This is a genomic window from Gemmata palustris (genome assembly GCF_017939745.1).
GTDB lineage: Bacteria > Planctomycetota > Planctomycetia > Gemmatales > Gemmataceae > Gemmata > Gemmata palustris.
In genome coordinates, this window is the sequence record NZ_JAGKQQ010000001.1 from 4,943,713 (window position 1) to 4,967,444 (window position 23,732).

Genomic DNA, 23,732 nt, shown 5'->3' on the forward strand with positions numbered 1-23,732 from the left:
TGCCAAAACTTGCGCTGATCGCCCCCACTCTTTACCGGCGCTGGCATCTACGTGTCTATCCCGCCTACGTCTACGATACGCCCACTGGCCGCCGCACGTTCGCCTTGTCTACACCGTCTACGTCTACGAAAACCCAATAATCGCTAGGAGAAACGAAGGTTTCGCAGGCGCGGACGGATCGACGACCGAAAGCCACACGAGGGGCGTAAAGCCCAGCGCGGCCCGCGGAATTCGTGAACTCGACCATTCGGGCCGGTGTCCCGAATACAAAACACGGTACCACCGGCCCCACGGAACCCCATGAGCACAAAGCGCGAACTCGGTCTGGTCCGCACCGTGAAAGCGGTCTGCCCGCACGACTGCCCCGACACGTGCGGCATGGTGGTGTCCGTGGACCAAGCGACCGGACGCGCGGTCGATTTGCGCGGCGACAAGGAACACCCGTTTACGCAGGGGTTCTTGTGCCAAAAAGTGTCCAACTATCTCGAACGGGTGTACCACCCGGACCGCCTCCTCTATCCGATGAAGCGCGTCGGCCCGAAGGGTGAGGGGAAATTCACGCGGATCTCGTGGGGCGAAGCGATTCGCACTATCGGGGAAAAGTTTCGCGCGATCGCCGCGTCCGAAGACGGACCGCAAGCGATCCTGCCGTACAGCTACGCCGGCACGATGGGCAAGTTGATGTATTCGAGCCTGGACCGGCGGTTCTTCCACCGGCTCGGCGCGAGCTTGCTAGACCGCACCATCTGCGCGACCGCGGGCGCGGTGGGGTGCGACGTGACGCTCGGCACGCGCGCGATGATCGACCCGCAAGCCGCCGTGAACAGCCGGTACATCGTGAACTGGGGCTCGAACACCTCCGTCACGAACATTCACTTCTGGAAAGTCGAGCACGAGGCGCGGAAGCGCGGCGCCCGGATCGTCACGATCGACCCGTACAAGTCGCCCACCGCCGCAAAATCCGACTGGTGGATTCCGATCCGGCCGGGCACCGATGCGGCCCTCGCGCTGGGGGTGATGCACATCATCTTCCGCGAGGGGTGGCAGGACGATGCGTACCTGAACGATCACTGTGTCGGGGCGGAGCAACTGCGCGCCCGGGCGCTGAACCAGTACCCGCCGGAGAAGGTCGCGTACATCACCGGGCTTTCGGTCGAAGAGATCGAGCGGTTCGCGCGCGAATACGCACGGTCGCAAGAACTATTCGGCGGTCCGGCGCTAATCCGCTTGAACTACGGCCTCCAGCGGCACGGCGGCGGCGGGATGGCCGTGCGCACCATCGTGTGCCTTCCCGCACTCACGGGCGACTGGCGCCACCCGGGCGCGGGCGCGTTCCTCAGTACGAGCAAGGCGTACCCGTTCGATGACAACTATTTGACGCGCCCCGATCTGATCCCGAAGGGCACGCGCACCATCAACATGGTGAACCTCGCCGAAGCTCTTCATGGTGAACTTCCCGGCCCAGCGGTTCAAGCACTGTTCGTGTACAACTCGAACCCGGCCGCGGTGAACCCGGACCAGTCGCGCGTGCTCTCGGGGCTGGCTCGCGAAGACCTCTTCACGGTGGTCCACGACCAGTTTCAGACCGACACCGCGGACTTCGCCGATATCGTGCTCCCCGCGACCACGCAGCTCGAACACTTCGACATCCACAACAGCTACGGCCACCTGTACGTTCAGGCGAACAACCCCGCCATTGCGCCGCTCGGTGAATCGAAACCGAACACGGAAGTGTTCCGCTTACTCGCGAAGGAAATGGGCTTCGAGCCGGAGCTGTTCGAGGAAAGTGACGAAGAAATCGCCCGCCGTTCTCTCCGAGAGGACGACACTTCCGCCGAACCCACGGCACTGACGGGCATTACGCTCGACGACACGAAGGCCGGCCCCGTGCGGTTGAACCTCCCCACCAACTGGGCGCCGTTCGCGAGCGGTGAGTTTCCGACTGTCTCAGGGAAGTGCGAACTCTATTCGGAGCGCGAGGCCCGCGCCGGGCGCGACCCGCTGCCGTACTACGTTCCGCCGCACGAAGACCCGCAGACGAAGCCCGAGTTGGCGGCGAAGTACCCGTTGCAACTACTCACCCCTCCGGCAACGTCGTTCCTCAACTCGACGTTCGTGAACGTGAACACGCTCCGCAAGTCGGCGGGCGAGCGCACGCTGGAGATCCACCCCACCGACGCGGCCCGGCGCAACATCACCGACGGCCAGATGGTGCGGGTGTTCAACGGCCGCGGGCGCTTCCGCGCGCGGGCCATTGTTGGCGAGAGCGTGAAACCCGGCGTGGTGGTGTCGCTGGGGTTGTGGTGGCGCAAGTTCACCGACGACGGGGCGAACTGCAACTCCACCACGAGCACCGCGACGACCGACTTCGGCGGCGGCGCGACGTTCTTCGACAACCTCGTGGAAGTGACCGCATTGTGACGCAACCCATCGACCAACTTACCCGACGCGACGAACGGGTCGCGGTGGCGTCGTTGAGCGCCGCGTTCGCGAACTACGACCTGCTCGTAGCGCTGTGCCCGAACGCCGAGCGCCGGCGGTGGGCGACCGAAGCGTTCGCGCGGTTCCTGTTCCGCATCGCGGTACGAACGGGCGTCGTGTTCGCCACGCGCGACCGCGCCGCGATCGCCTGCGCGCTGCCGCCCGGGAGCGAGTGGCCGAGCGAATGGGAGTACGTGCGGTGCGGCGTGCTGTCGCTCGCGGTGCGGCTCCGGTGGCGCTCGGGGCTGTGGTTCCTGCGCCTCGGCCCGTGGTTCGATTCCACGCGCGAAAAGCACGTGGGCGACCGCCCACACTGGTACGTCCACCTGCTCGGCGTGCGGCCGGAAGCCCAGGGACGCGGGCTGAGCCGCGCCGTGATGCGGCCCATCTTCGACGCCGCCGACCGCACCGGGACACCGGTCTACCTGGAGACCATGCCAGAAGCGAACGTCGCGATCTACAAGAAGCTTGGGTTCGAGTTGGTCGGCCGCACCGAACTCCCGGGCGGTCTGCCGAACTGGGAGTTGCTCCGCGAACCGAGCCACGCCTTCGCCACTCAAGCAACCGGGGCGACGTAGTAGTAGTTAATCAGGTCGTGCGGCAGTTCTTTCACCGTAATTTGGTCGAACCCGGCCTCGCGGAGCATCGCTTGCGCGCGTTCCTTCCCCCACATCGCGCCCAGTCCGGGGCCGCCGTAAGCCAGCGACACGGACATGCAGTGCATGCACGAGATGCCGTAGAGGAACGGCGCGAGCGGGTGCTTCATATCGCCGGCGAGGTGGCTCGATCCGGCGATCTCCTGCATCAGGAACACCCCGCCCCGGCGGAGCGCGGCGCGGACGTTCTCCAGCACGCGCGCGGGCTGCGACTGATCGTGGATCGCGTCGAACGAGGTCACCAGATCGTAAGCCGCGACCTCGCCGAGCGCGGACAGATCGCGGTCCTCGAACCGCACGTTCTTCAGCCCCTGGCGCGCGGCCTCTTCGCGGGCCGTGCGAATCGCCTCGGGCGAGAGATCGTACCCGGTGAACCAACTGTTCGGGAACGCCCGCGCCAGCGCGATGGCGGCCCGTCCGGACCCGCACCCGATGTCGAGCACGTGGATACCGGCCGCGAGGCGCGTGGTGAGTCCGGGAACGAGCGGCAAAATGTGTTCGTGGAGAGCGGCAACGACCGTCTGCGCACTCTCTTCGGCCATCACCTCGTGGAACCGGTGATACGCGCCGTACTCCACACCGCGCCCGTGCGCGAACGCCTCGACCAGCGCATCCTCGGCCGAACCGAGTACTGCCATCCACTGAGCGGACGTGGCCATGTTGCTCGGCGTTCCGGCCCGCGTGAGGAGCGCCGCGTGTTCGGGCGGGAGCCGGTACGTGTGTGTGTCGACGTCGTACTCGACCACGCCCCCCGTCACCATCGAACCGAGCCACTCGCGCACGTAGCGCTCGTTGAGTTTGGCTTCGAGCGCGATCTGGGCCGATGTCGCGTGCGCGGTCAGGCGCCCCATCGCGTCGAACAGCCCGGTGCGGTGCCCGAGCGAGGTCATCAGTGCGAGCACGGAGTGATTCAGTACGCCGATCATCTTCCCGGCGAAGGCGTTCATCTTGTCGGCGTCGAGCGCGGTCGGCATCCGGTTCTCCAGGGGAGATTGGGTTCGCGGGTTCTGAGAGCTAATCCGCGAACCGCCCGGTGCCGGCCAAAAATTATGCCGTGGGGAGAGCGCGTTCGAGGTCGGCACGCAGGTCGGCCACGTCCTCGATCCCCACACTCAGCCGAATCAGCCCGTCGTCAACGCCGCGGGCCTCGCGCACGTCCTTCGGGATGCTCGCGTGCGTCATCGTCGTGGGGTGGCACACGAGTGACTCCACACCGCCCAGGCTCTCCGCGAGGCTAAAGAGCTTCGTGCGCGTGAGGAACAACTGTGCGGCAGGGATGCCGCCGTGCATCTTCAGCGAGATCATCCCGCCGAACGACTTCATCTGCTTCGCCGCGACCGCGTGCCCGGGGTGATCGGCAAGCCCCGGGAAATACACTTTGGCGACAGCCGGGTGCGCCTTCAGCCAGGGGGCAAGTTCCAGCGCGTTCGCGCAGTGGCGGTCCATGCGTACCGCGAGCGTCTTCAGCCCGCGGAGCACGAGGTACGAGTCGAACGGTCCCGGCACCCCGCCGGCCGCGTTCTGGTAGAATTTGATCGGGTCGAGCAGGTCTTTCTCGCCCACCACGCACCCGCCCACCACGTCCGAGTGCCCGCCGAGGTACTTGGTCGTGCTGTGGATCACGAGGTCCGCCCCGAGTTGGAGCGGGCGTTGCAAGTACGGCGACGCGAACGTGTTATCGACCGCGAGCTTGGCCCCGTGCTTGTGGCTCACTTCGGCGAGCGCGGCGATGTCGAGTATCTGCAGGAGGGGATTGGTCGGCGTCTCGATCCAGACGAGCTTCGTCTTCGGTGTGATGAGTTTCTCGAAGCCCGCGGCCGAAGAATCGTCGGTGTACTTCGCGACCAGACCCCAGGGCTTGAACACCTTGTCGAGCAGCCGGAACGTGCCGCCGTAGAGGTCCGCGGACGCGACGACCTCGTCCCCGGGCCGCAGGAGCGCACCGAACACCGCGGTCGTCGCAGCGAGCCCCGACGCGAACGCGAGCCCGCGCTCGCCCTCTTCGAGCGCGGCGAGGGCCGTTTCGAGCGCCGTGCGCGTGGGGTTCCCGCTGCGGCTGTACTCGTAGCCCTTGTGCTGGCCCGGCGCGGCCTGCGTGTAAGTGCTCGTCGCGTAGATCGGCACGACGGTCGCCCCGGTCGCGGGGTCCGCGTCCTGCCCCGCGTGAATGGCCCGCGTGCTGAACCCCTGCGCGTGATCGGTGGACATGAAAACGCTCCTCAAGCGTGAAGGTGTCGGCACCACCAACCTACCGCGAACGCACACAGCGCGGCCAGCCAAAGCGGTGAAACGCCCCGCGGCGAGAGACGCACTTTTCCATGTCCGAGTCGTTTCAACAGAATCAGGAGGCGCCCATGTCTGACGAAGAGAGTTTCCTGGCCAAAGTGCTCGAAAACCCGGCCGACGATACGACCCGGCTCGTGTTCGCCGACTGGCTCGATGAGCGAGACGATGCGGAAAGCAAACTCAAGGCGCAATTCCTGCGCGCAACAGTTCGATTCAAAACCACCGGCAACACCACAGACGAAATCGAAGCGCGACGGAAAGAACTCCAACCGTTGGCCGCGCAGTTGCCGACCGACTGGCTCGCGGTCGTGAGCCGGCTGAAGGTCGAAGTGTGCTCGTCGAAGGAAAGAAAACATCGATCCCGTGCTGTGCAGCGATTATTCACATTCGTGTGTGATAAAAATTGGGACGAAATGACTCCGACCGAAGACCCGACTGTTCGGCAGTGCGAACAGTGCCACCAAGCGGTCCATTACTGCGACACGATTACCACCGCACGCGAACACGCAGACCAAGATCACTGTATCGCCATCGATTTGGGAATAATCCGGCGCGAAAGCGACCTCGAGCCGCGGCGAGACTGGCTCGGGCGAGTAAGTGCCGAAATGCTGCGAGAAGAGGAAGAACGTTGCCAGGTTGATGCGGTCTCGCAAGAACGTGAGGGGCGCAAGCGCCAGCAATCGGGCACGGCAAGCGCGAACGGTTAGCGCGTTCAGGGCACACAAAATACGACGGAAATCGGCGCGGGTGCTGGCGGCCCCCGCCCCGGACTGATACCCTCAATCACATCCACCTCTCCGCACACAAACTTCGCCCCCCACCGATGCGCGCCGTACTTCAACGAGTCCGTCGGGCTCAAGTCGTGGTGACCGAATCGACCGTCGGCGAAATCGCTCACGGCTGGCTCGTGCTCCTCGGCGTCAAACCCAACGACACGCAAAAGGCCGTGGACTGGCTCGCGGAAAAAGTTGCGAACTTGCGTGCGTTCGACGACGCCAACGGCAAAATGAACCTGTCGGTGCAAGACGTCAACGGCTCGGTGCTGGTCGTGAGCCAGTTCACGCTCTACGGCGACTGCGCGAAGGGCCGGCGCCCGAGCTTCATCGGCGCTGCGCAGCCGGCGGTGGCGGAACCGCTGTACGAGGCGTTCGTTACGGCGCTGAAACTGCTTGGCGTGCCCGTCGCGACGGGGCGCTTCGGGGCCGATATGCAGGTCGAACTGGTCAACGACGGCCCGGTGACGTTTGTGCTGGATTCGCCCGCGCAACTGGAGGCTCAGTCGTGAATCGGCGCACGTTTCTCTCCGCGGCGCTCGCGATCGGTAGTTCGGGCACGCTCGTAGCCGCGCCCAAAGAGAAGGTGAAAATCGTTTCGAGCCTGCCCCGAACCGGCAGCGCAAAGGGACAAACCGACGGCATCGTGAACGCGATCAAGCTGGCGCTCGCAGACTTCGAGAAGGTGTTGCCGTTCGAGGTGACGTACCTGGACCGCGACGATTCGGCCGCGCGAACCGGTACGTGGGCCGCCGAAAAGGAGCAGGCAATCGCGGAAGAGGCGGTCGACGACGGGGACGTGATGGCCGTCATCGGGCCATTCAACTCGGGCGCAGCGCGGATCTCGGCACCCATATTGAACCGGGCCGGACTGGTGCAAGTGACACCGGCGGCGACGATGCCGGGATTGACCAAGAGCGGCCCCTCATCCGACGCGGACGAGCCGGACAAGTACCGTCCCGGCAAGAAGATCACGTTCTGCCGCGTGTGCCCGCAGGACGGTAGCCAGGGTCCGCTATCCGCCGATTTCGCCGTCGAAGATTTGAAGGTCAAGACCGTGTACGTGATCGACGATAAGCAACTTTACGGTCTGGGTACCGCGGCGGCTTTCAAGTCGCGGTGCGAAGAGTTGAAAGTGAAAGTGGTGGGGCACGAGAGCATCGACGTCGCACAGAGCGATTTCAGCGGGTTGGCCAAGAAGATCAAGAAAGCGAACCCGGACCTCGTGTACTTCGGGGGCACGACTCAAAGCAAGGCCGGGCAGGTTGCGAAAGACCTCCACGCGGAGCAGGTGAACTGCCCGTTTATGGTGCCGGACGGGTGCTACGAGCAGGCGTTCATCGCCTCGGTCGGGGTCGCCACCCTGGACGCGATGAAGTGCTTCGTGACCATCGGCGGAATCGACCCGGCGCGGCTCAAGGGCGCGGGGGCCGACTTCGCGAAGCGCTACAAGGAAAAGTACAAGACTGCTCCCGACGGCTTCGCGGTGTACGGCTACGAAGCGGCCGCCGTGGTACTGGAAACGCTCCGCACCGTCGGCAAGAAGGACCGCGAAGCCGTGCGCAAGGCGGTCGTATCGACGAAGGATTTCGAGAAGGGCGTGCTCGGCAAATGGAGCTTCGACGCCGACGGCGACACGACGCTGCAACCGCTGACCGTCGCGCGCATCGAGAAGGGGAAGTTCCGCGCGGTCAAGGTGATGGGCACGAAGTAAGGGAATACACCGCCGGTTGGGGGATCGGAATCTTCAGGGGCTCGCGTCTCGAAGAACCAACCGGCGCAAGTGGTTAGCTAGACGAGTTCGGGGTCCGGGCCTACATTCTGGCTTGATCGACACTCTGACACCAACGAGGGGTTCGTCATGAAGAATCGCGAAGCCGAACAAAACGAGGCTCAGGCGCGCCCGGTCGATCGCCGCAAGTTCCTCGCGCTCGGTGGGATCACGACGACGGGCATCCTGCTCGGAACCAGCGGGTGCGGGTCGAGCACGTCCGGCAACAGCAACGCCGTCAAGATCATCTCCAGCCTCCCGCGCACCGGCAGCGCGAAGGGGCAAACGGACACCATCGTGAACGGCATCAAGATGGCGTTCGACGAGGTCGACAACAAGGCCGGCGAGTTCGCCATCGAGTACCTCGACCTGGACGACGCGACCCCGGCCGAGGGCAAGTGGACCCCGGAGCGCGAGACTGCCAACGCGGACCAGGCCGTGAAGGACACGGACGTGATGGCCTTCATCGGGCCGTACAACTCGGGCGCCGCAAAAGTGTCCATGCCCATTCTGAACAAGGCCGGCGTGCTGATGATTAGCCCCGCCGTGACCTGGCCCGGGCTGACCAAGCCCGGTAAGGGCGACCCCGGCGAACCGGACATCTACAAGCCGACCGGGAAAGTGAACTTCACCCGCGTCGTCCCGGCGGACGACCTCCAGGGGCCGCTCGGGGCGGACTGGGCGAAGTCGATGGGTGTGAAAACGGTTGCCGTTCTCGACGACAACGAGGTCTACGGCAAGGGCATCGCGACGCTGTTCAAGGAGCGGTGTATCGAGGCCGGGATCAAGGTGCTCGGTCAGCAGGAAAGCATCGACGTTAAGCAGAACGAGTTCAGCGGGGTGTTGCGAAAGCTCAAGACCCTCGGCACGCCGGACCTGTTGTACTTCGGGGGCACGTCGCAAACGAAGGCCGGGCAGATCGCGAAGGACATGGTCGCGGTCGGGTTCGGGGGCGTAAAACTGATGGTCCCGGACGGGTGCTACGAACTGGCCTTCATTCAGTCGGCCGGGGCGGAACTGTTCAAGACGCTCAAGTGCTTCGTCACGTTCGGGGGCAGCCCGCCCGACAAGTTGACGGGCCGGGGCAAAGAGTTCGTGGACAAGTACAAGGCGAAGTACAACAAAGACCCCGAGGGGTACGCGATCTACGGCTACGAGGCCGGGAAGGTCGCCGTGGAAGCGATCAAGCGGGCCGGGAAAAAGGACCGGGCCGCGGTGCTGGCCGAGTGCCTTAAAATCAAGGACTTCGACGGCGCCCTCGGCAAGTGGTCCTTCGACGAGAACGGGGACACCACCTCGCGGACCATGAGCGGGAGCACCATCGAGGGCGGCGACTTCAAGTTCGTCAAGCAACTGGGTTGATTCCAACGGCCGCGGGTGGCGCGAATCGCCCGCGGCCCTTACTTTTGCTCCTGCCACCGCACCCGCCCGGGGGACGAATGGGGTTTCCGGTTCTGTTTGCCGACGCTGCCCTTCAGCCGTACCTGCAAGCCGTCCTCGACGGGCTGGCGATGGGCGCGCTGTTCGCACTCGTCGCCCTCGGCTACACGATGGTGTACGGCATCATCGAGCTCATTAACTTCGCCCACGGCGACCTGTTCATGCTCGGCACGTTCTGCGGGCTGACCGTGCTCGCCGCGCTCGGGCTGACCGGGAACGCCGCCTCCGGCGCCGGACTGGGGATGGTGCTGCTCGGGTGCGGGACGATGCTGATCGTCGTCCCGCTCTTTTGTGCGGCGCTGAACTGGTCGGTCGACCGGGTCGTCTACAAACCGCTCCGGAACGCCCCCAAACTGGCCCCGCTCGTGTCCGCGATCGGGGTCAGCTTCGTTTTCATGAACCTGGGCATGTTCTGGAACGCACTGGTGCCGGAAAACGGGCAGTCGGTTCCGGCCCCGGCCGACCGCAACTTCCCCGGGTTCGAGGCGCAACTCGATCCCAGCCGTAACCTGTTGGGCGCGGACTCGACGCTCCGGTTCACAGTCAAGGACGCGATGATTATCGGCGTCACCGTGCCCATCATGATCGCCCTGACGCTGTTCGTGAAGTACGCGCCGCTGGGCAAGGCGATGCGGGCCACGGCCCAGAACCCGACGGCCGCCCGGCTCATGGGGATCGACGTGGACCGGGTCATCGGCGCCACGTTCATGATCGGCGGTGCGCTCGGCGGGGTCGCGAGCGTGATATACGCGCTCTCGGTGCGCACCATCAGCTTCCAGATCGGGTTCCAGAACGGCCTATATGCGTTCACCGCGGCCGTTCTGGGCGGGATCGGCAACATCCCGGGCGCGGTCCTGGGTGGCATCCTCATCGGGTTGACGCGGTCCTTCGGCAGCGCCCTGATCGGGGAGAAGTGGACCAGCGCGCTGGTGTTCGTGATCCTGATCGTCATTTTGGTGTTCCGGCCCACCGGGTTGCTCGGGTCGCGCACGCGGGAGAAGGTATGACCCGGCTCCGGCAGATCCCCCTCGACCTCGTAGCGATCGCCCTGTTCGCCCTGTACCCGCTGATTCCGGGGCTGGGCGCACAGGCCGACGCGCTGTTCAAAGCCACCGTCGGGGCGGAATTCACCACGCTGTTCATCATTGCGGTCCTCGCACTGGGGCTGCACGTCGTGGTCGGTTACGCCGGCCAACTGCACCTCGGGGTCGCCGCGTTCTTCGGACTCGGCGCCTACGTCGTCGGCATCCTCCTGGTCCCGGCGTACCCGTTCAAGCTCGGCTCGCAACTCCCGGCCGGAACGGGCGTACTGGTCGCGGTCGTGGTCGCGTTCGCCGTGGCCGCGCTGGTGAGCGTTGTGACCAGCGCCCCGATCCTCCGGCTCCGCGGTGACTACCTCGCACTCGTGACCCTCGGGTTCGGCGAGGTCGCGCGGTTCGCGCTGCGGAACCTGGAAGAAATCACCAACGGCACGAAGGGGCTGAACCCGATCCCGCAGCCAGATGTGCCGGGACTCAAGGGCGACTGGTCCGCCGACTACCGGTACTACTACTATCTCTGCCTGCTGGCACTGGGGCTGGTTCTGCTACTGCTGCGGAACGTCGAGCGCTCGCGCCTGGGCCGGGCGTGGGTGGCGCTGCGCGAGGACGAACTCGCCGCGGTGTGCATGGGACTGAACACGGCCCGTTTGAAGCTCGCAGCATTCGCGCTCGGGGCCGGGATCGCGGGACTCGCCGGCGCGCTCTACGCCCTCCGGTTGGGGAACACGGCCGACCCCGACACGTACTCGTTCCAGCGCTCGATTACGGTACTGTGCTGCCTGATCCTCGGCGGGTTGGGGAACCGCGCCGGGGTTCTCCTGGGCGTGGTTCTCGTATACGGGTTTGATGGTATCTTCGCCCCCGCCGCCGATCGCTACATCCAACAGTTCAAGTTGAACCCCTCCGGTAGCCCGTTCCTGACGTTTTCCAGCTACCGGCTGATGGTGTTCGGCTTCGCCCTGATCCTGATTATGCGGTTCCGCCCGGAAGGGTTGCTGCCGTCCTCGCGCGTGAAAGCGGAATTGCACGCCTGCGACCCGCCCGCGCCGGCCGCACCCGCGCCGACCGCACCCACCCACTAAACCGACCACCCACGACACGAGACTTGTCACCGTGGCCATCCTCCGGTTATCGAATTTGACGATGCGGTTCGGTGGAATCACCGCCGTGAACGCGCTGGATCTGGAGGTTCAGCCCGGACAGATCTTTTCCCTGATCGGTCCGAACGGGGCCGGTAAGACTACGGTGTTCAACACGATCACCGGTCTGTACCACCCGACCGAGGGGCGAGTTCAGTTCGAGGAGCACTCCGCCGAGCGCCCGTTTACGTGGAAAGTCGTCGCGGGGTGTTTGCTGGCCGGGATCGTGACGGCCGCGATCGCGTTCCTGGCGGCCGTCGGGGTCGAGTCGCTCTGGTACGCCTCGGTGAAGCGCCCGGCCGTCGCCGGTAAGTGGTCCCCGAACAAGGCATGGACTTCTGGACTCGGGTACATCCGCGGCGACCTGGTCGTTGAGAAGATGCCGCGCGGGTCGATGTGGGTGGTGCTGACGGCCGACGGGAAACCGACCGGCGACGAGTCCCGGATTCTCGCCCGGGTGCGGTCCCAGTCCGAAGCCGAACTTCGGCGCGACGGCTACCTCGGGTTAGCCAACGGGACGGCCGCCGCCGAGCCCGACCCGACCGGCGCGGTAACCGTGCTCGCCACGGACTCGCGGCGCGTGCTCATCAACTACGAGACAAAAGCCGAGTACGAAACCGACGTGGCCAAACTCGCGAGCATCCGGACCGCGATCGCGTTCAACCAGAAGGTGTCGCTGTTCGTGTGTCTGGGCGGACTTGCGATCGGGACGCTGGGCGCGTTCGTCGTCTGGCGGCGCTCGCGCCGGTCCCCGGACGGCATCTCCAAACAGGGGATCGCCCGGACGTTCCAGAACATCCGTCTCTTCCAGGCGATGACCGTTCTGGAAAACGTGCTGATCGGGCTGGACCGGTCCCTGACCTCGCACCCGTTACTGATGGCCCTGGGCGCCCCGGGCCACCGGCGCCAGGAGGCCGAGGCCGAGAAGCAGGCGGCCGAGCTGCTCGCGTTCGTCGGGCTGGCGGGCAAGCACAACGAGCTCGCGAAGAACCTCCCCTACGGCGACCAGCGCCGGCTCGAAATCGCCCGCGCGCTCGCCACGAAACCCAAGCTCCTGCTGCTCGACGAGCCCGCCGCCGGGATGAACCCCAGCGAAACCGTGGACCTGATGGAACTGATCCGCCGCATCCGCGACCGCGGCATCACCGTGCTGCTGATCGAACACCACATGAATCTCGTGATGGGAATTTCCGACCGCGTGGCGGTACTGAACTTCGGGACGAAGCTCGCGGAGGGCACTCCGGCCGAAATCAGCCGCGACCCGAAAGTGATCGAGGCGTATTTGGGTCAGGAGGAAGTGTCGTGAGTACCGCTTCCCCACTGCTGATCGTCGATAACCTCGAAGCGGGCTACGGCCCGATCAACGTGCTGCACCGGCTCTCGCTCACGGTGAACCCGGGCGAGATCGTCACCATTATCGGGGCGAACGGGGCCGGCAAAACGACGACGCTGATGTGCATCTCCGGGGTCGTGAAGACGCGCGCCGGGAGCATCACGTTCGACGGCAAGCCCCTCGCCGGCGTGCCCGCGCACAACATCGTGCGCCTCGGTCTGGCGCAGTCGCCGGAGGGCCGTAAGATCTTCGCACGACTCACGGTGCGCGAGAACCTGGAGATGGGTGCGTTCACGCGCACCGATTCCGAAGGCGTGCGCGAGGACATTCAAAAAGCGTACAAGATGTTCCCCATCCTGGAGAAACGGCAGGCGCAAGCCGGCGGGCTGCTCTCCGGCGGTGAACAGCAGATGCTCGCGATCGCTCGTGCCCTCATGGCGCGGCCCAAGTTACTGCTCCTTGATGAACCCTCGCTCGGGCTGGCACCACAAATCGTGGTTCAGATCTTCGACGTGATTCGCGAGCTGAACAAGCAGGGCATGTCGGTACTGTTGGTCGAACAGAACGCGCGCATGGCACTAAAAGTCGCCCACCGCGGCTACGTGCTGGAAACCGGCCGCATCACCTGTACCGACCGCGCCGACGTGCTGCTGCACGACCCGCGCATCCGCGAGGCGTATTTGGGCGAGTAGGTATTGGTCCGCGGGTCGTGGTCCATAGTCCATAGTCATCAGCACACGGACTATGGCCACGGATCACGCACCCATGAAAGTCACCCGCCTTGCCACCGATCGCCTCCGCGTCCCCTTCCCCAAAACCACGCGCGTATCACTCACGTCCCCGGCCCCGACCACACCCGATGCGGTCGAGTTGATTCTCGTTCACCTCGAAACCGACAGTGGAATTACCGGTCTGGGCTTCACGTATGTACTCGGCGCGGGCGGTTCGGCACTGCGGGCGCTGATCGACACCGAACTGTCACCGATCGTTTTGGGCGAAGACCCGCGCGACACGGACCGCCTGTTCGCGCGTGCGGAGGGGCGCTTCCGGGGAGTCGGCTTCGCGGGGCTCGCGGCCCGGGCCTATTCCGCCGTCGATATTGCTCTCTGGGACGCGCGAGCGAAGGCGGCCGGCGCTCCGCTCGCGAAAATGCTCGGCGGCGCGAAGTCTTCGGCCGCGTTCGTGGTATCGGACGCGGCCACGCTCGGGCGCGACGCGGCCGAGGTGCTCAAGATCGCGAAACCGCACCTGAAGCAGGGCGCGGTCGGGGTCCGCATCGAAATCGGCGCCGGTGACGTGCAGGCCGATGCCGACCGCGTGCGCGAGATCCAGGAGGGCGTGGGGGAAGACGGCTGGATCGCGGTCACGGCCGATAGCCGGTTCGATCTGAGTACCGCTCTCGCGCTCACGCACTTCTTCGAGGACGTGGGCGTCGACGTGTTTGAAGACCCGATCCCGGCCGCGGACACGATCGGTTACGACAAGCTCGCGCGCCTCGCCGAAGTGCCGCTCGCGATCGGCGCGAGCTTCGACTCGTGCGACGCCTTCCTCCAGGTCATCCGCAACGGCACCATTCGCACCATCCGCCCGGACGTGTGCCGGCTCGGGGGCATCACGCCGCTCCTGAAGGTCGCAGCCGTGGCGGAAGCGTACCACATCGCGGTGTCGCCGGTGCGGTTACCGGAAGTCGGCGTTCACCTCGCGTGCGGGCTCGCATCCGTGCCGCACGTCGATTCGGTCTCGTGGTTCAAGGACGTGTTCACGGGAGGAGCGAAGTTCGAGGGCGGCAAAATGACGCCCACTGCGGAACCCGGATTGGGCCTCACCATGAACGAAGAGGTCGCAGCGAAGTGGCGGATCAGTTGAATCGCTGAGAGCAGAAGCCCTTTTCGCTCTCAATGGCGGGGGAAAGCGACACTGAGAAAATTCGGGAGATCGAAGACGATTGTATCACCGGCGGCACGCTCGACGCCACCGTGCCGCGGAACGAGTTCCTGTGAGCACATCGGGGAGCTATTCGGAGTTTTTTGACGAAAAGATCGGAGGACAAACGACTCTGAGGGCAACCAATGACTGAGGCAGAATGGCTGAACGCGACCAACCTTAACCCGCTTCTGCACACCGCTCGCCGACTGTCAAGTGAGCGGAAGTTGCGGCTCTTTGTGTGTGCTTGCGTGCGGGGCTTTTTCCCGGCCAATGCACACCCTGACCTCCGCCGTGGTGTGAACGCGGCTGAGCAGATGGCAGACGGAACTGCGAGCCTTGCCGTCACCGAAAGCACGCGCGAGCTATTTGGCTCGCTCATCTATGTCGGTGACTACGAGGCCCAAGGCTTCGCGGGCGAGAATATGGCCCCCGCCACTTTCATTCGACATGCGGTCGCTCCACGGGCTGACCAAGTAGCAAGGGTGATATCCTACCTCTCCGATTACGATGCCGATATGGGATTGGAGAACACGCAAACAGGTGTGCCGTGGTTGCGCGACATCTTGGGGAACCCTTTCTGCCCGATTGCCTTATCACCCGACTGGCGCACTGGCACCACGATATCACTTGCGCAGCAGATGTACGACAGCCGCGACTTTTCCGCGATGCCGATCCTGGCCGACGCACTTCAAGATGCTGGGTGCGACAACACCGACATCCTCGATCACTGCCGGAGTGATGGCCCGCACATCCGGGGTTGCTGGGTGGTTGATGCGATCTTGGGCAAAGCGTAGATTGCTGGTCTTGGTTGTTCAGAATGTCGTCACCGCCCGTAGGAGAACACATGAAGCCCGTCCTCTCCGCACTGCTGCTGATGCTCCCGACTGCCGTCACAGCCGCCGACAAGCCAGTTACTCTCTTCAACGGCAAAGACTTCTCTGGCTGGGAAGGCGACACGGAGAAAACCTGGAAGATTGAAGATGGGTGCATCGTGGGCGGCACGCTCGACGCCGTCGTACCGCGAAACGAGTTCCTCTGCACCAAGAAGACCTACGCGGACTTCGAGCTGAAGGTCACGTTCAAGCTCACCGGGGAGAAAGCAAAAGCCAACGCGGGCGTCCAGTTCCGCACCAAACGCATCCCGAACGACCACGAGGTGAGCGGCTACCAGGCCGATGCGGGTCAGGACTATTGGGGCGCACTGTACGACGAGAGCCGCAGAAACAAGATCCTCGCGAAGCCCGCCAAAGACGCGATCGAGAAGTTGGTGAAGCACGACGACTGGAACGAGTACGTGATCCGGTGCGAGGGTCCGCGCATCAAACTGTGGCTCAACGGCACGCTCACCGTGGACTACACGGAAGCGGACGACAAGGTCGAGCGCAGCGGCGTGATCGGGCTCCAGATCCACGGCGGCGCGAAGGCGAAGGTGTTCTACAAGAACATCACGATCGAAGAGCTGCCCACGAAAAAGTGAAACGAGACCGCCCTGGTTTGCCTCACTTCATTATCATTTGCACGCGACTCGGCGCGACGGGTATCTTGGATCGTGGTTACGCGCTGCCCACAACTCCGAGGATCGCGCTCATGCGGAAGCTCCTCCCCCTTGCGGCCGTTCTGATTGTGTTGACGAGTACGCGGGCCGATGAAAAGATCCGCGCGCCCATACCCAAAGCACCGCCACCGCCGTCGATTGACGGCAAGTACACGCTCGTGGCGACGTACAACGGTGCCGCGGTCGCCGCGGTACGAGAGAAGGGTGGATTCGGTGGCCCCGGCGGTGTCGCCGCCGATGGGGGTGGCTTCGCGCCCTCGCGCACGACGCTCGTGCGCGGGGAGACGATCATCTCCAAGAGCGAGATCGTGATCGAAGCGCGCACGCCGACCGCGAGCGCCACCACGATGGAGTACACGCTCGACCCGACGAAATCGCCCATCGCGATCGATGTCGAGATCGTTCCCGTGCGCGGGAAGAAGACGCGGGGGCTGGGAGTTGTCGAGATCACCAATAACCGGCTCGTGATCGCGCTGGCCAAGGAAGGGGCGGATCGGCCCAAGACGGTGGATGAAGCCGAGGGCGTGACGGTGTACTACTTCCAGAAGGCCCCACCTCCGCCGCGCACCGAGTTCCGCATTGTTGCTTTGACCGTCGGCAAGGAAGAGGAGGCCGAGAAGGAACTGAACCGGCTCGCGAAAGAGGGCTACGAACTCGTGTCCACGACGAACCCGACCGCCCCCGATGCCAAGGCGTCCGTTACGACGGTCCACTTCATTCTGAAGCGCACCGTGAAGTAACGGCACCGACCGAGTCCAATGGCGCCTGCACTCGACGCACGCGGGCGCTACTCGTCTCGGTCGCCTCTTTTCTCTTCGTTGTCCGCGCCCTTCTTCTTCCGCGTGCTGTCGTTATCGAGCTTGTTCAGCGTGTCCGAGCGGTAGCCGCCGAGGTCTTCTTCCGCGTGCGCGGCCTCGTCCGGGTTGGTCGCGAGGTTCTTCTTGAGTTCCGCCCGGCGGTGCTTGTTTCCGCGCTTCTTGAGTGCCCGCTTGATGTCGCGGAGCATCCGTTTATCGGGATCAGGCACGGTACCAACCTCCGGTTCGCAAACGGGCGAAACAATCCACCCGACCCAAACGCCAAATACGCGCACCCAACACTTCACGCGACCCACACGCGGGGGAACTTGAAACTCGGAACCCGAAGCTCGAAACTTCCCGAATGGCACGAATCCTCATCGCGACCGATGCGTGGCACCCGCAGGTGAGCGGCGTCGTGCGAACGCTCGACACCACCGCCCAACTGCTCCGCCAACAGGGGCACGCGGTCGAGGTCATCGAACCGACCGGCTTTCCGCAGTTCCCGGTGCCGTTCTACCCGGAGATCCCGCTCTGCGTCATGCGCACCGGGCGCGTCTACGAGCGCGTCTGCAAATTCCGGCCGGATCACGTCCACATTTCTACAGAGGGGCCGCTCGGCTTCTGGGTTCGCCGATTCTGTCGGCGCATGGGGTGGCGGTTCAGTTCGTCGTACCACACGCGGTTCCCGGAATACCTCAAGCACCTCGCCCGCGTGCCCGAAAGCGTCACTTACAAATTCCTTAAGTGGTTCCACGGGCGCTCGTCGTGCATGATGGTCGCGACGCCGAGTTTGGAGAAGGAACTCGTGAGCCGCGGGTTCCGGGCGCCCATACGCAGGTGGTCGCGCGGGGTCGATCTGGGCACCTTCCGCCCGCGCCCGAAAGTGGACACGACCTATCCGCGCCCCATCCTACTTTACGTCGGTCGCGTTTCGCACGAGAAGGGGATTGATGACTTCTTGAAGCTCAAATCGGCTGGCACGAAACTCGTTGTCGGCGACGGTCCCGCCCGCGCCGAGTTGGAACGCAAGTACCCCGAAGCCGTGTTCCTCGGTTACCGCAAAGGCGAAGCGCTCGGCGAAGTGTACGCCACGGCGGACGTGTTCGTTTTTCCGAGTCGCACGGACACGTTCGGCATTGTGCTCATCGAAGCACTGGCGAGCGGGCTACCGGTCGCGGCGTACCCGGTTACTGGCCCTGTGGACATCGTGACGCGGGACGAATTGGGGGCGCTCGATGATGACTTGGGGTGTGCGGTTTCGCGCGCGCTCGTGAGCGGAAATCCCGCGGCGTGTGCGGAAGAGGGCGCGCGGTACACCTGGGAGAATTGCACTTCACAGTTCGTGAACAACTTGGTGCCAGTCAGGTGAATCCGCGCGGCGTTACTCCACCCGTTCGTTGGCACTCGCGGTTCGCCCAGGTGCTTGGCGAACCGCGAGTGCCAACGAACGGGTGGTTCAGTTCACTCCCGCACGTTACTCGTGCTCAGATTCCTGGCCTTCTGAACCAACTCGATGAACTCCTTGCGGTGACCGTTCGGGTCGAAGGTCATCGCGCCGCGGGCACGTTCGAGGACGTGGTCGAAGTTCGCATCGCCCTTAAACTTCGAGTCGCGGAGGATCAGCCCGAACTCGATTACCGCGCTCGCGAACCGGAAGTCTTCGCCGCCCGAGGCCGCGCCCGCACCCTTGAGTGCCGCCGACTGCTCTTTGCTCTGTTCGCTATCGGGTTGCTTGTAACGCATTTTCACGGTCAGCCACTCGCTCGCGTTCCCCTTCGTTTGCGCGGGCTTTTGGTACTTCACCGGGTCCACGTCGGGCAGATCAATCTTCACGCCCGCGGGCACGATCTCGTAGAGCGCCGTCACCGTGTGGCCGCTACCCATGTCGCCCGCGTCCTTCGCGTCGTTCTTGAAATCTTCCTGCTTCAAGATGCGGTTTTCGTAGCCGATTAAGCGGTAGGCATTCACCTTCGCCGGGTTGAAGTCCACCTGGAACTTCACGTCTTTTGCAACACACACTAACCCCCCGCCCTGCTCGACGAACACCTTGCGACCCTCCGCGATGGTGTCGATGTAGGCGTGCTGACCGTTGCCGTAGTTCGCGAGTTCCTTGAGTCGGTCGTCCTTGTAATTGCCCATCCCGAAGCCGAGAACCGACAGGAATACCCCGCTCGCCCGCTCCTTCTCGATAAGTTGGCGCAGATCACTCTGGTTCGACACGCCGACGTTGAAATCGCCATCAGTACAGAGGATGACGCGGTTCGCCCCGCCCTCAATGAAGCTGCGCCGGGCCATCTCGTAAGCGAGTTTGATCCCGCCTTCGCCGTTAGTACCGCCGCCCGTATTCAGGCTGCTCACGACGTCGCGGATCACTTGCTTACGGCTTCCCGGAGTTGTTGGGAGCTTTAAGCCGGCTTCGCCCGCGTAGGTCACGATGGTGACGCGATCCTTGTCGGTTAGTCGATTAACGAGCAGGATGAGGGATTCTTTCACAAGGGGCAGCCGGTTCGAGGCGGCCATCGATCCCGATGTGTCAATGAGGAACACAAAGTTCCGCGCGGGCATGTCGTCCGGCGACAGGTCTTTCGCGTGAACGCCGATGCGAGCGAGTTTGTGTTCGGTCTTCCAGGGGCACGGGGCAATGTCCAGCGTGAGTGACACCGGATCGTTGCCCGCGGGCGCCGGGTACTGGTACGGGAAGTAATTCACGAACTCCGCCAACAGAACCGCGTCTTTTGGTGGGAGCTTGCCTTCGTTGATGAACCGGCGCACGTTCGAGTAAGAAGCCGTGTTCACGTCTGCAGAAAACGTCGAGCGCGGTTCGACGAGCGGCGACCGGTACTCGTTCTCCACGATCGCGCTGTAGCTTTCGGCGTTTTGCTTGTTGAACGAGTCCGGCGCGGACTGGGCCACCATTCCGTCCGCGCTCATCTTCGCTTCGTGCGGCCCTTGGCCGCCGCCGCAACCGGTGAAACCGAGGCCCGCGCTCGCAGTAAGTGCGAACGCAACCACGTGTACGTACCGCTTCCGCAACCCGTTCGGGTTTGTCTGGGACATGACGTGCTCCGTACCCGGTGATTGGGATGACCGCTGACTTGCTTGCTGGAAACCTGACGCCGCGCGGGGTGGTTTATTCCCAAACTCCGGTACGAATCCCGATGGGCCACGGTTCAAGTCGCAATCGGATTCTCATCGGCAAGCGGTTGGTTCTCGTTCTCGAACTGTTTGATGCTGGCCGATGCTTTCTCCGCATCTTCGCTTCGGACCATCAGTTCCACCGAGTTCGGTATCGCACTTCCGAAACTCGCACTCAGGTTCAGTCCGACGACCGTGCTCTCGATTCCGTCTTCTTTGAGAGCCTGCTGGTACAACTCGGCCGTTACCAGCGAGCCGGAGTAGACCTTCACCACGTCGTGTTGTTCGTGCGTTTCAGTTGTCATCGCGTAGTCCCCGGGCGAAGAATCATTTTGTTCTGTTGGGGTGTGGCCGCAATCCCCGTACCGATACGCCTGAATTCCGACGAAATGCCGCGTCCCACGTCTCGTAATCGCTTCACTCGGAATATATTTTACTGGATTTCGGTACACTAAATGGCCATAATTGGGGTATCCACTGAATACGAAGTGCGACGCTGATCCGTTCTAATCGCTGAGACGGGAAAAATGTTAGCGGGTGTCAGCAATTGTTAGTCGTATTCGGTGCCCTCTGATAACAGAGAGCGAACTGAATACACTGAAAATATCAGTGTTTTGAGCTGCACGCGGCCGATCGCGACCCCATGCCGGGCCGAAATGTTAGCAAATGTTAGTCGTCCGACGCGGACGGGTATTTTCGAGCCGCTATTACCACACCTGCGAGCACGACTTCACGGCCTCGACGGAACAATTGGAGCCTCTGATATGCGATTCCTTGCTGCGTTCCTGTTCACGGCGTTCGTCGCATTGCACGCCAGTGCCGCCGACCCGAAGATCAAGGCTCTTATCATTGACGGTCAGAACAATCACAATTGGCAACAAACGACTCCGATCCTGAAGAAGATACTCGAGGACGCGGGCCGCTTCACGGTGGACGTGGCGACCAGTCCACCGGCTCTAAAACTGCCGGCACTCGCGAAGGACGCGACGGCCGAACAGAAGAAGGCACACGAGGCTCAAGCGGCCGACCTACGCAAGAAGCACAAGGCCGCGTTCGATGAGTTCCGCCCCAAACTGAGCGATTACCAAGTCGTCGTGAGTAACTACAACGGCGAGTCGTGGGGCAAGGGGCTGAACGACGACTTCGACGCGCTCCTGAAGAGCGGCGACATCGGCTTCGTTGTGGTTCACGCCGCGAACAACTCCTTCACCGGGTGGAAGGAGTACAACCAGATGATCGGCATGGGCTGGCGCGACGCGAAGTTCGGCAAGCGCCTGAAGTACGACGACGAGGGCAAAGAGGTCATCGTCGACGCGGGCCAAGATAAGGGATCGAACCACGCCTACACCGGGCCGTTCACGGTCAAGGTGCGCGACGCCGAGCACCCGGTCACAAAGGGGATGCCGAAGGAGTGGGCGCACACGCGCGACGAACTGTACGACAACATGCGCGGCCCGATCGAGAACGTCAAAATCCTGGCGACCGCGTACTCCAGCGGCACGAAGGTACACGAGCCGATGATCTGGACCGTGAGCTACGGCAAGGGCCGCGTGTTCCACACCCCGATGGGCCACGACGCGAACGCGATGCGCTGCTGGGGCTTCGCCGGAACGGTCACCCGCGGTACCGAGTGGGCCGCGACCGGCAAAGTGACGCTCGCGCTGCCGAAAGAGTTTCCGACCGCGGATAAGGCGAGCCCGATTTCGGAAAAGTGAGCAACCCGTTATAGTGCGCCCGGACCTGGGCGCACTCAGGTGCCAAGTCCCCTGTTCACGCGGTTCGCAACGCATTACGCTATCAGCGTTGCGAACCGCTCCGCCCGAGGAAGTGGGCATGACCGAGCAGACCAGCGTACAGCCGTCCCCGCCCCCGGCTCCCGCGGCCCAAGAGCCGGCGATGCCATTGATTCCGCCCGCGATCCTGCCGCTCATGCGGCTGCTCCCGCCCCCGCCGGTCGGAACGATCCTCGCGCCGCCGGAGCCGCACGAGCCCGCGCGCCGCGGATGGTTCCTGGCGCAAATGTGGGCCGAAGTGCGGCTCGCGATGCAGATGTATTTTGACCCGCGGTACCGCATCAGCCGCACGGCCCAGGTCGCGTTCCCGCTGGCCGTCGCGCTGCTCGCACTGAACTACTTCCTGTTCTCGGTGTGGTTCTCGGTCGCGATCGTCAGCCCGATCGCGGAGCGCGTGCTGGACGCGCTGGTCGTCTTACTCGGGTACCGAGTACTGACCCGCGAGCTCGACCGGTACCGCGCTGTACTCGATTACCTCTCCCGCTTTACGGCCAGATAGTTCCGAGTTCCGGGTTCCACGTTTCGAGCGAGAAAGCAACCGAACGGGAACCGTTTTCAACTTGGAACCTGGAACTTGGAACTCCGAACATGATTCGCCTCGGTGTGAACATCGACCACGTCGCGACGGTGCGCCAGGCGCGCCGGGCGAACGAACCGGACCCGGTCGCCGCGGCCGTTCTCGCGACGCTCGGCGGCGCGGACGGAATCACGATCCACCTGCGCGAAGACCGGCGGCACATCCAAGATCGCGACGTGTACCTCCTGCGCGAGACCGTCACCACGCGCCTGAACCTGGAACTGGCGGCTTACGACGAGATCATCGCGATCGCGCTCAAGGTGAAGCCGGACGAAGCCACGCTCGTGCCCGAAAAGCGCCAGGAACTGACCACCGAGGGCGGGTTGGACGTGCTCGCCAACGCCGCGGGTGTTCGGGGCGCGATCGAGAAACTGAAGTCCGCGCACATTCACGTTTCGCTGTTCATCGACCCGGACCCGGCGCAGATCGATGAGAGCGTGCGCCTCGGCGCGGACGCCATCGAGTTCCAGACCGCCAGTTACTCCGAAGCGAAGGGCACCGCCGTTCAGCACGAACTGGAGAAGCTCCGCGCCGCGACCGCGCGGGCAGTGGGGCTGGGGCTCCACGTTCACATGGGCCACGGACTGAATTACTGGAACGTGCAACCCGTCGTGCGCATTCCGGGCGTGGAAGAACTGAACATCGGGCACAGCATTGTGTCGCGCGCGGTGCTCGTGGGCATGGAACGCGCGGTCCGCGAGATGAAGAACGTCATGCAGGAGCACTACCCGAACCCGCGGAAGAGCGGGTAACGGGTGCGAAATGGAGCGAGCATGGCAACGAACACCGGAATCGAGATGCGGTGGGTCGATGCGTGGAACGACTTGTACGACCTCATCGGTGACCGTCACGGAGTGAAGTGCCAGCTCCCCGATTTCACCGTGGTCGATGTTGAAGCCTGCAAGGGCTGGCTCCAAGATTCGGTGTACGAGGGCCATCACGTGCGGGTCGAAACCGGGTGGGTACTCGGCAAACCCGGAGTGGTCGCCGCGCGCTGGCGCGACACGGGTGCGGAGTGACTGCCTGC

At 63.9% G+C, this 23,732-nt stretch carries 23 protein-coding genes and 2 pseudogenes; 20 read left to right on the forward strand and 5 right to left on the reverse strand.

Annotated features, from left to right (window positions below; all coding sequences use genetic code 11):
* The first annotated feature begins 300 nt into the window (after positions 1–300).
* Positions 301–2,421 carry a molybdopterin-containing oxidoreductase family protein gene (locus tag J8F10_RS20290; protein ID WP_210656803.1) on the forward strand — a complete coding sequence of 707 codons (2,121 nt, stop codon included), beginning with the start codon at positions 301–303 and terminating at the stop codon, positions 2,419–2,421.
* The gene (locus J8F10_RS20295) at positions 2,418–3,059 is read left to right on the forward strand and encodes a GNAT family N-acetyltransferase (protein ID WP_210656804.1); all 642 of its coding nucleotides are present in this window, start codon (positions 2,418–2,420) and stop codon (positions 3,057–3,059) included. The genes J8F10_RS20290 and J8F10_RS20295 overlap by 4 nt, the downstream gene beginning before the upstream one ends.
* Here J8F10_RS20295 and J8F10_RS20300 read toward each other — a convergent pair.
* Positions 3,038–4,111, reverse strand: coding sequence for a class I SAM-dependent methyltransferase (locus tag J8F10_RS20300; RefSeq protein ID WP_210656806.1), 1,074 nt, complete (start codon positions 4,109–4,111; stop codon positions 3,038–3,040). The genes J8F10_RS20295 and J8F10_RS20300 overlap by 22 nt on opposite strands.
* 73 nt (positions 4,112–4,184) lie before the next feature.
* Positions 4,185–5,345 (reverse strand): cystathionine gamma-synthase, encoded by a 1,161-nt coding sequence (locus J8F10_RS20305; RefSeq protein WP_210656808.1) that lies wholly within the window; start codon positions 5,343–5,345, stop codon positions 4,185–4,187.
* Positions 5,346–5,455: 110 nt separating this feature from the next.
* Between J8F10_RS20305 and J8F10_RS20310 the strand changes: the two genes are divergently transcribed.
* The 13 genes and pseudogenes from J8F10_RS20310 (at position 5,456) to J8F10_RS20365 (ending at position 17,140) form a co-directional block, all read left to right on the forward strand.
* Positions 5,456–6,130, forward strand: coding sequence for a TIGR02996 domain-containing protein (locus J8F10_RS20310; protein WP_210656810.1), 675 nt, complete (start codon positions 5,456–5,458; stop codon positions 6,128–6,130).
* A gap of 116 nt (positions 6,131–6,246) precedes the next feature.
* Positions 6,247–6,708 (forward strand): D-aminoacyl-tRNA deacylase, encoded by a 462-nt coding sequence (dtd, locus tag J8F10_RS20315; RefSeq protein WP_210656812.1) that lies wholly within the window; start codon positions 6,247–6,249, stop codon positions 6,706–6,708.
* Positions 6,705–7,910, forward strand: coding sequence for a branched-chain amino acid ABC transporter substrate-binding protein (locus J8F10_RS20320; protein WP_210656816.1), 1,206 nt, complete (start codon positions 6,705–6,707; stop codon positions 7,908–7,910). Before dtd ends, J8F10_RS20320 begins: the two co-directional genes overlap by 4 nt.
* A gap of 147 nt (positions 7,911–8,057) precedes the next feature.
* Complete coding sequence (locus J8F10_RS20325) at positions 8,058–9,329, forward strand: branched-chain amino acid ABC transporter substrate-binding protein (RefSeq protein ID WP_210656818.1); 1,272 nt, start codon at positions 8,058–8,060, stop codon at positions 9,327–9,329.
* A 77-nt stretch (positions 9,330–9,406) separates the two neighbouring features.
* Positions 9,407–10,414: a branched-chain amino acid ABC transporter permease gene (locus J8F10_RS20330; protein ID WP_052556740.1), complete on the forward strand. Its 1,008-nt coding sequence runs from the start codon at positions 9,407–9,409 to the stop codon at positions 10,412–10,414.
* Positions 10,411–11,529: a branched-chain amino acid ABC transporter permease gene (locus tag J8F10_RS20335; protein ID WP_210656820.1), complete on the forward strand. Its 1,119-nt coding sequence runs from the start codon at positions 10,411–10,413 to the stop codon at positions 11,527–11,529. Before J8F10_RS20330 ends, J8F10_RS20335 begins: the two co-directional genes overlap by 4 nt.
* Positions 11,530–11,590: 61 nt before the next feature.
* A pseudogene (locus tag J8F10_RS40875) lies at positions 11,591–11,755 on the forward strand (ATP-binding cassette domain-containing protein); the annotation flags it as partial.
* 591 nt (positions 11,756–12,346) lie between these two features.
* A pseudogene (locus J8F10_RS40880) lies at positions 12,347–12,892 on the forward strand (ABC transporter ATP-binding protein); the annotation flags it as partial.
* Positions 12,889–13,611 (forward strand): ABC transporter ATP-binding protein, encoded by a 723-nt coding sequence (locus J8F10_RS20345; protein ID WP_210656824.1) that lies wholly within the window; start codon positions 12,889–12,891, stop codon positions 13,609–13,611. The pseudogene J8F10_RS40880 and the gene J8F10_RS20345, both read left to right, overlap by 4 nt.
* A 73-nt stretch (positions 13,612–13,684) precedes the next feature.
* A complete protein-coding gene (locus J8F10_RS20350; RefSeq protein WP_210656826.1) occupies positions 13,685–14,785 on the forward strand; it encodes a mandelate racemase/muconate lactonizing enzyme family protein in 1,101 nt (366 codons plus the stop codon).
* A 203-nt stretch (positions 14,786–14,988) separates the two neighbouring features.
* Positions 14,989–15,639, forward strand: a complete 651-nt coding sequence (locus J8F10_RS39090) for a hypothetical protein (RefSeq protein ID WP_246523455.1) — start codon at positions 14,989–14,991, stop codon at positions 15,637–15,639.
* A 50-nt stretch (positions 15,640–15,689) separates the two neighbouring features.
* Positions 15,690–16,322: a 3-keto-disaccharide hydrolase gene (locus tag J8F10_RS20360; protein WP_210656829.1), complete on the forward strand. Its 633-nt coding sequence runs from the start codon at positions 15,690–15,692 to the stop codon at positions 16,320–16,322.
* Between the two features lie 110 nt (positions 16,323–16,432).
* Positions 16,433–17,140: a hypothetical protein gene (locus J8F10_RS20365; protein WP_210656831.1), complete on the forward strand. Its 708-nt coding sequence runs from the start codon at positions 16,433–16,435 to the stop codon at positions 17,138–17,140.
* Positions 17,141–17,187: 47 nt separating this feature from the next.
* Here the strand turns inward: J8F10_RS20365 and J8F10_RS20370 are convergent, their stop codons facing one another.
* Positions 17,188–17,427, reverse strand: a complete 240-nt coding sequence (locus J8F10_RS20370; protein ID WP_315854132.1) for a hypothetical protein — start codon at positions 17,425–17,427, stop codon at positions 17,188–17,190.
* Between the two features lie 134 nt (positions 17,428–17,561).
* Between J8F10_RS20370 and J8F10_RS20375 the strand changes: the two genes are divergently transcribed.
* Positions 17,562–18,569: a glycosyltransferase family 4 protein gene (locus J8F10_RS20375; RefSeq protein ID WP_210656833.1), complete on the forward strand. Its 1,008-nt coding sequence runs from the start codon at positions 17,562–17,564 to the stop codon at positions 18,567–18,569.
* Between the two features lie 92 nt (positions 18,570–18,661).
* On the opposite strand, the gene J8F10_RS20380 is transcribed toward J8F10_RS20375, so the two are convergent.
* Both J8F10_RS20380 and J8F10_RS20385 read right to left on the reverse strand, forming a co-directional pair.
* The gene (locus J8F10_RS20380) at positions 18,662–20,257 is read right to left on the reverse strand and encodes a vWA domain-containing protein (RefSeq protein WP_210656835.1); all 1,596 of its coding nucleotides are present in this window, start codon (positions 20,255–20,257) and stop codon (positions 18,662–18,664) included.
* Positions 20,258–20,370: 113 nt separating this feature from the next.
* The gene (locus tag J8F10_RS20385) at positions 20,371–20,640 is read right to left on the reverse strand and encodes a putative signal transducing protein (RefSeq protein ID WP_210656837.1); all 270 of its coding nucleotides are present in this window, start codon (positions 20,638–20,640) and stop codon (positions 20,371–20,373) included.
* 459 nt (positions 20,641–21,099) lie between these two features.
* Between J8F10_RS20385 and J8F10_RS20390 the strand changes: the two genes are divergently transcribed.
* The 4 genes from J8F10_RS20390 to J8F10_RS20405 all read left to right on the forward strand — a co-directional run bounded on the left by J8F10_RS20390 (position 21,100) and on the right by J8F10_RS20405 (position 23,724).
* Complete coding sequence (locus J8F10_RS20390) at positions 21,100–22,050, forward strand: ThuA domain-containing protein (RefSeq protein ID WP_210656839.1); 951 nt, start codon at positions 21,100–21,102, stop codon at positions 22,048–22,050.
* A gap of 118 nt (positions 22,051–22,168) precedes the next feature.
* Positions 22,169–22,627, forward strand: coding sequence for a hypothetical protein (locus J8F10_RS20395; protein WP_210656841.1), 459 nt, complete (start codon positions 22,169–22,171; stop codon positions 22,625–22,627).
* Between the two features lie 89 nt (positions 22,628–22,716).
* Entirely contained in the window at positions 22,717–23,457 is a 741-nt protein-coding gene (locus J8F10_RS20400; protein ID WP_210656843.1) for a pyridoxine 5'-phosphate synthase, read from the forward strand.
* A 21-nt stretch (positions 23,458–23,478) separates the two neighbouring features.
* Positions 23,479–23,724 carry a hypothetical protein gene (locus tag J8F10_RS20405; RefSeq protein ID WP_210656845.1) on the forward strand — a complete coding sequence of 82 codons (246 nt, stop codon included), beginning with the start codon at positions 23,479–23,481 and terminating at the stop codon, positions 23,722–23,724.
* Positions 23,725–23,732 lie beyond the last annotated feature (8 nt).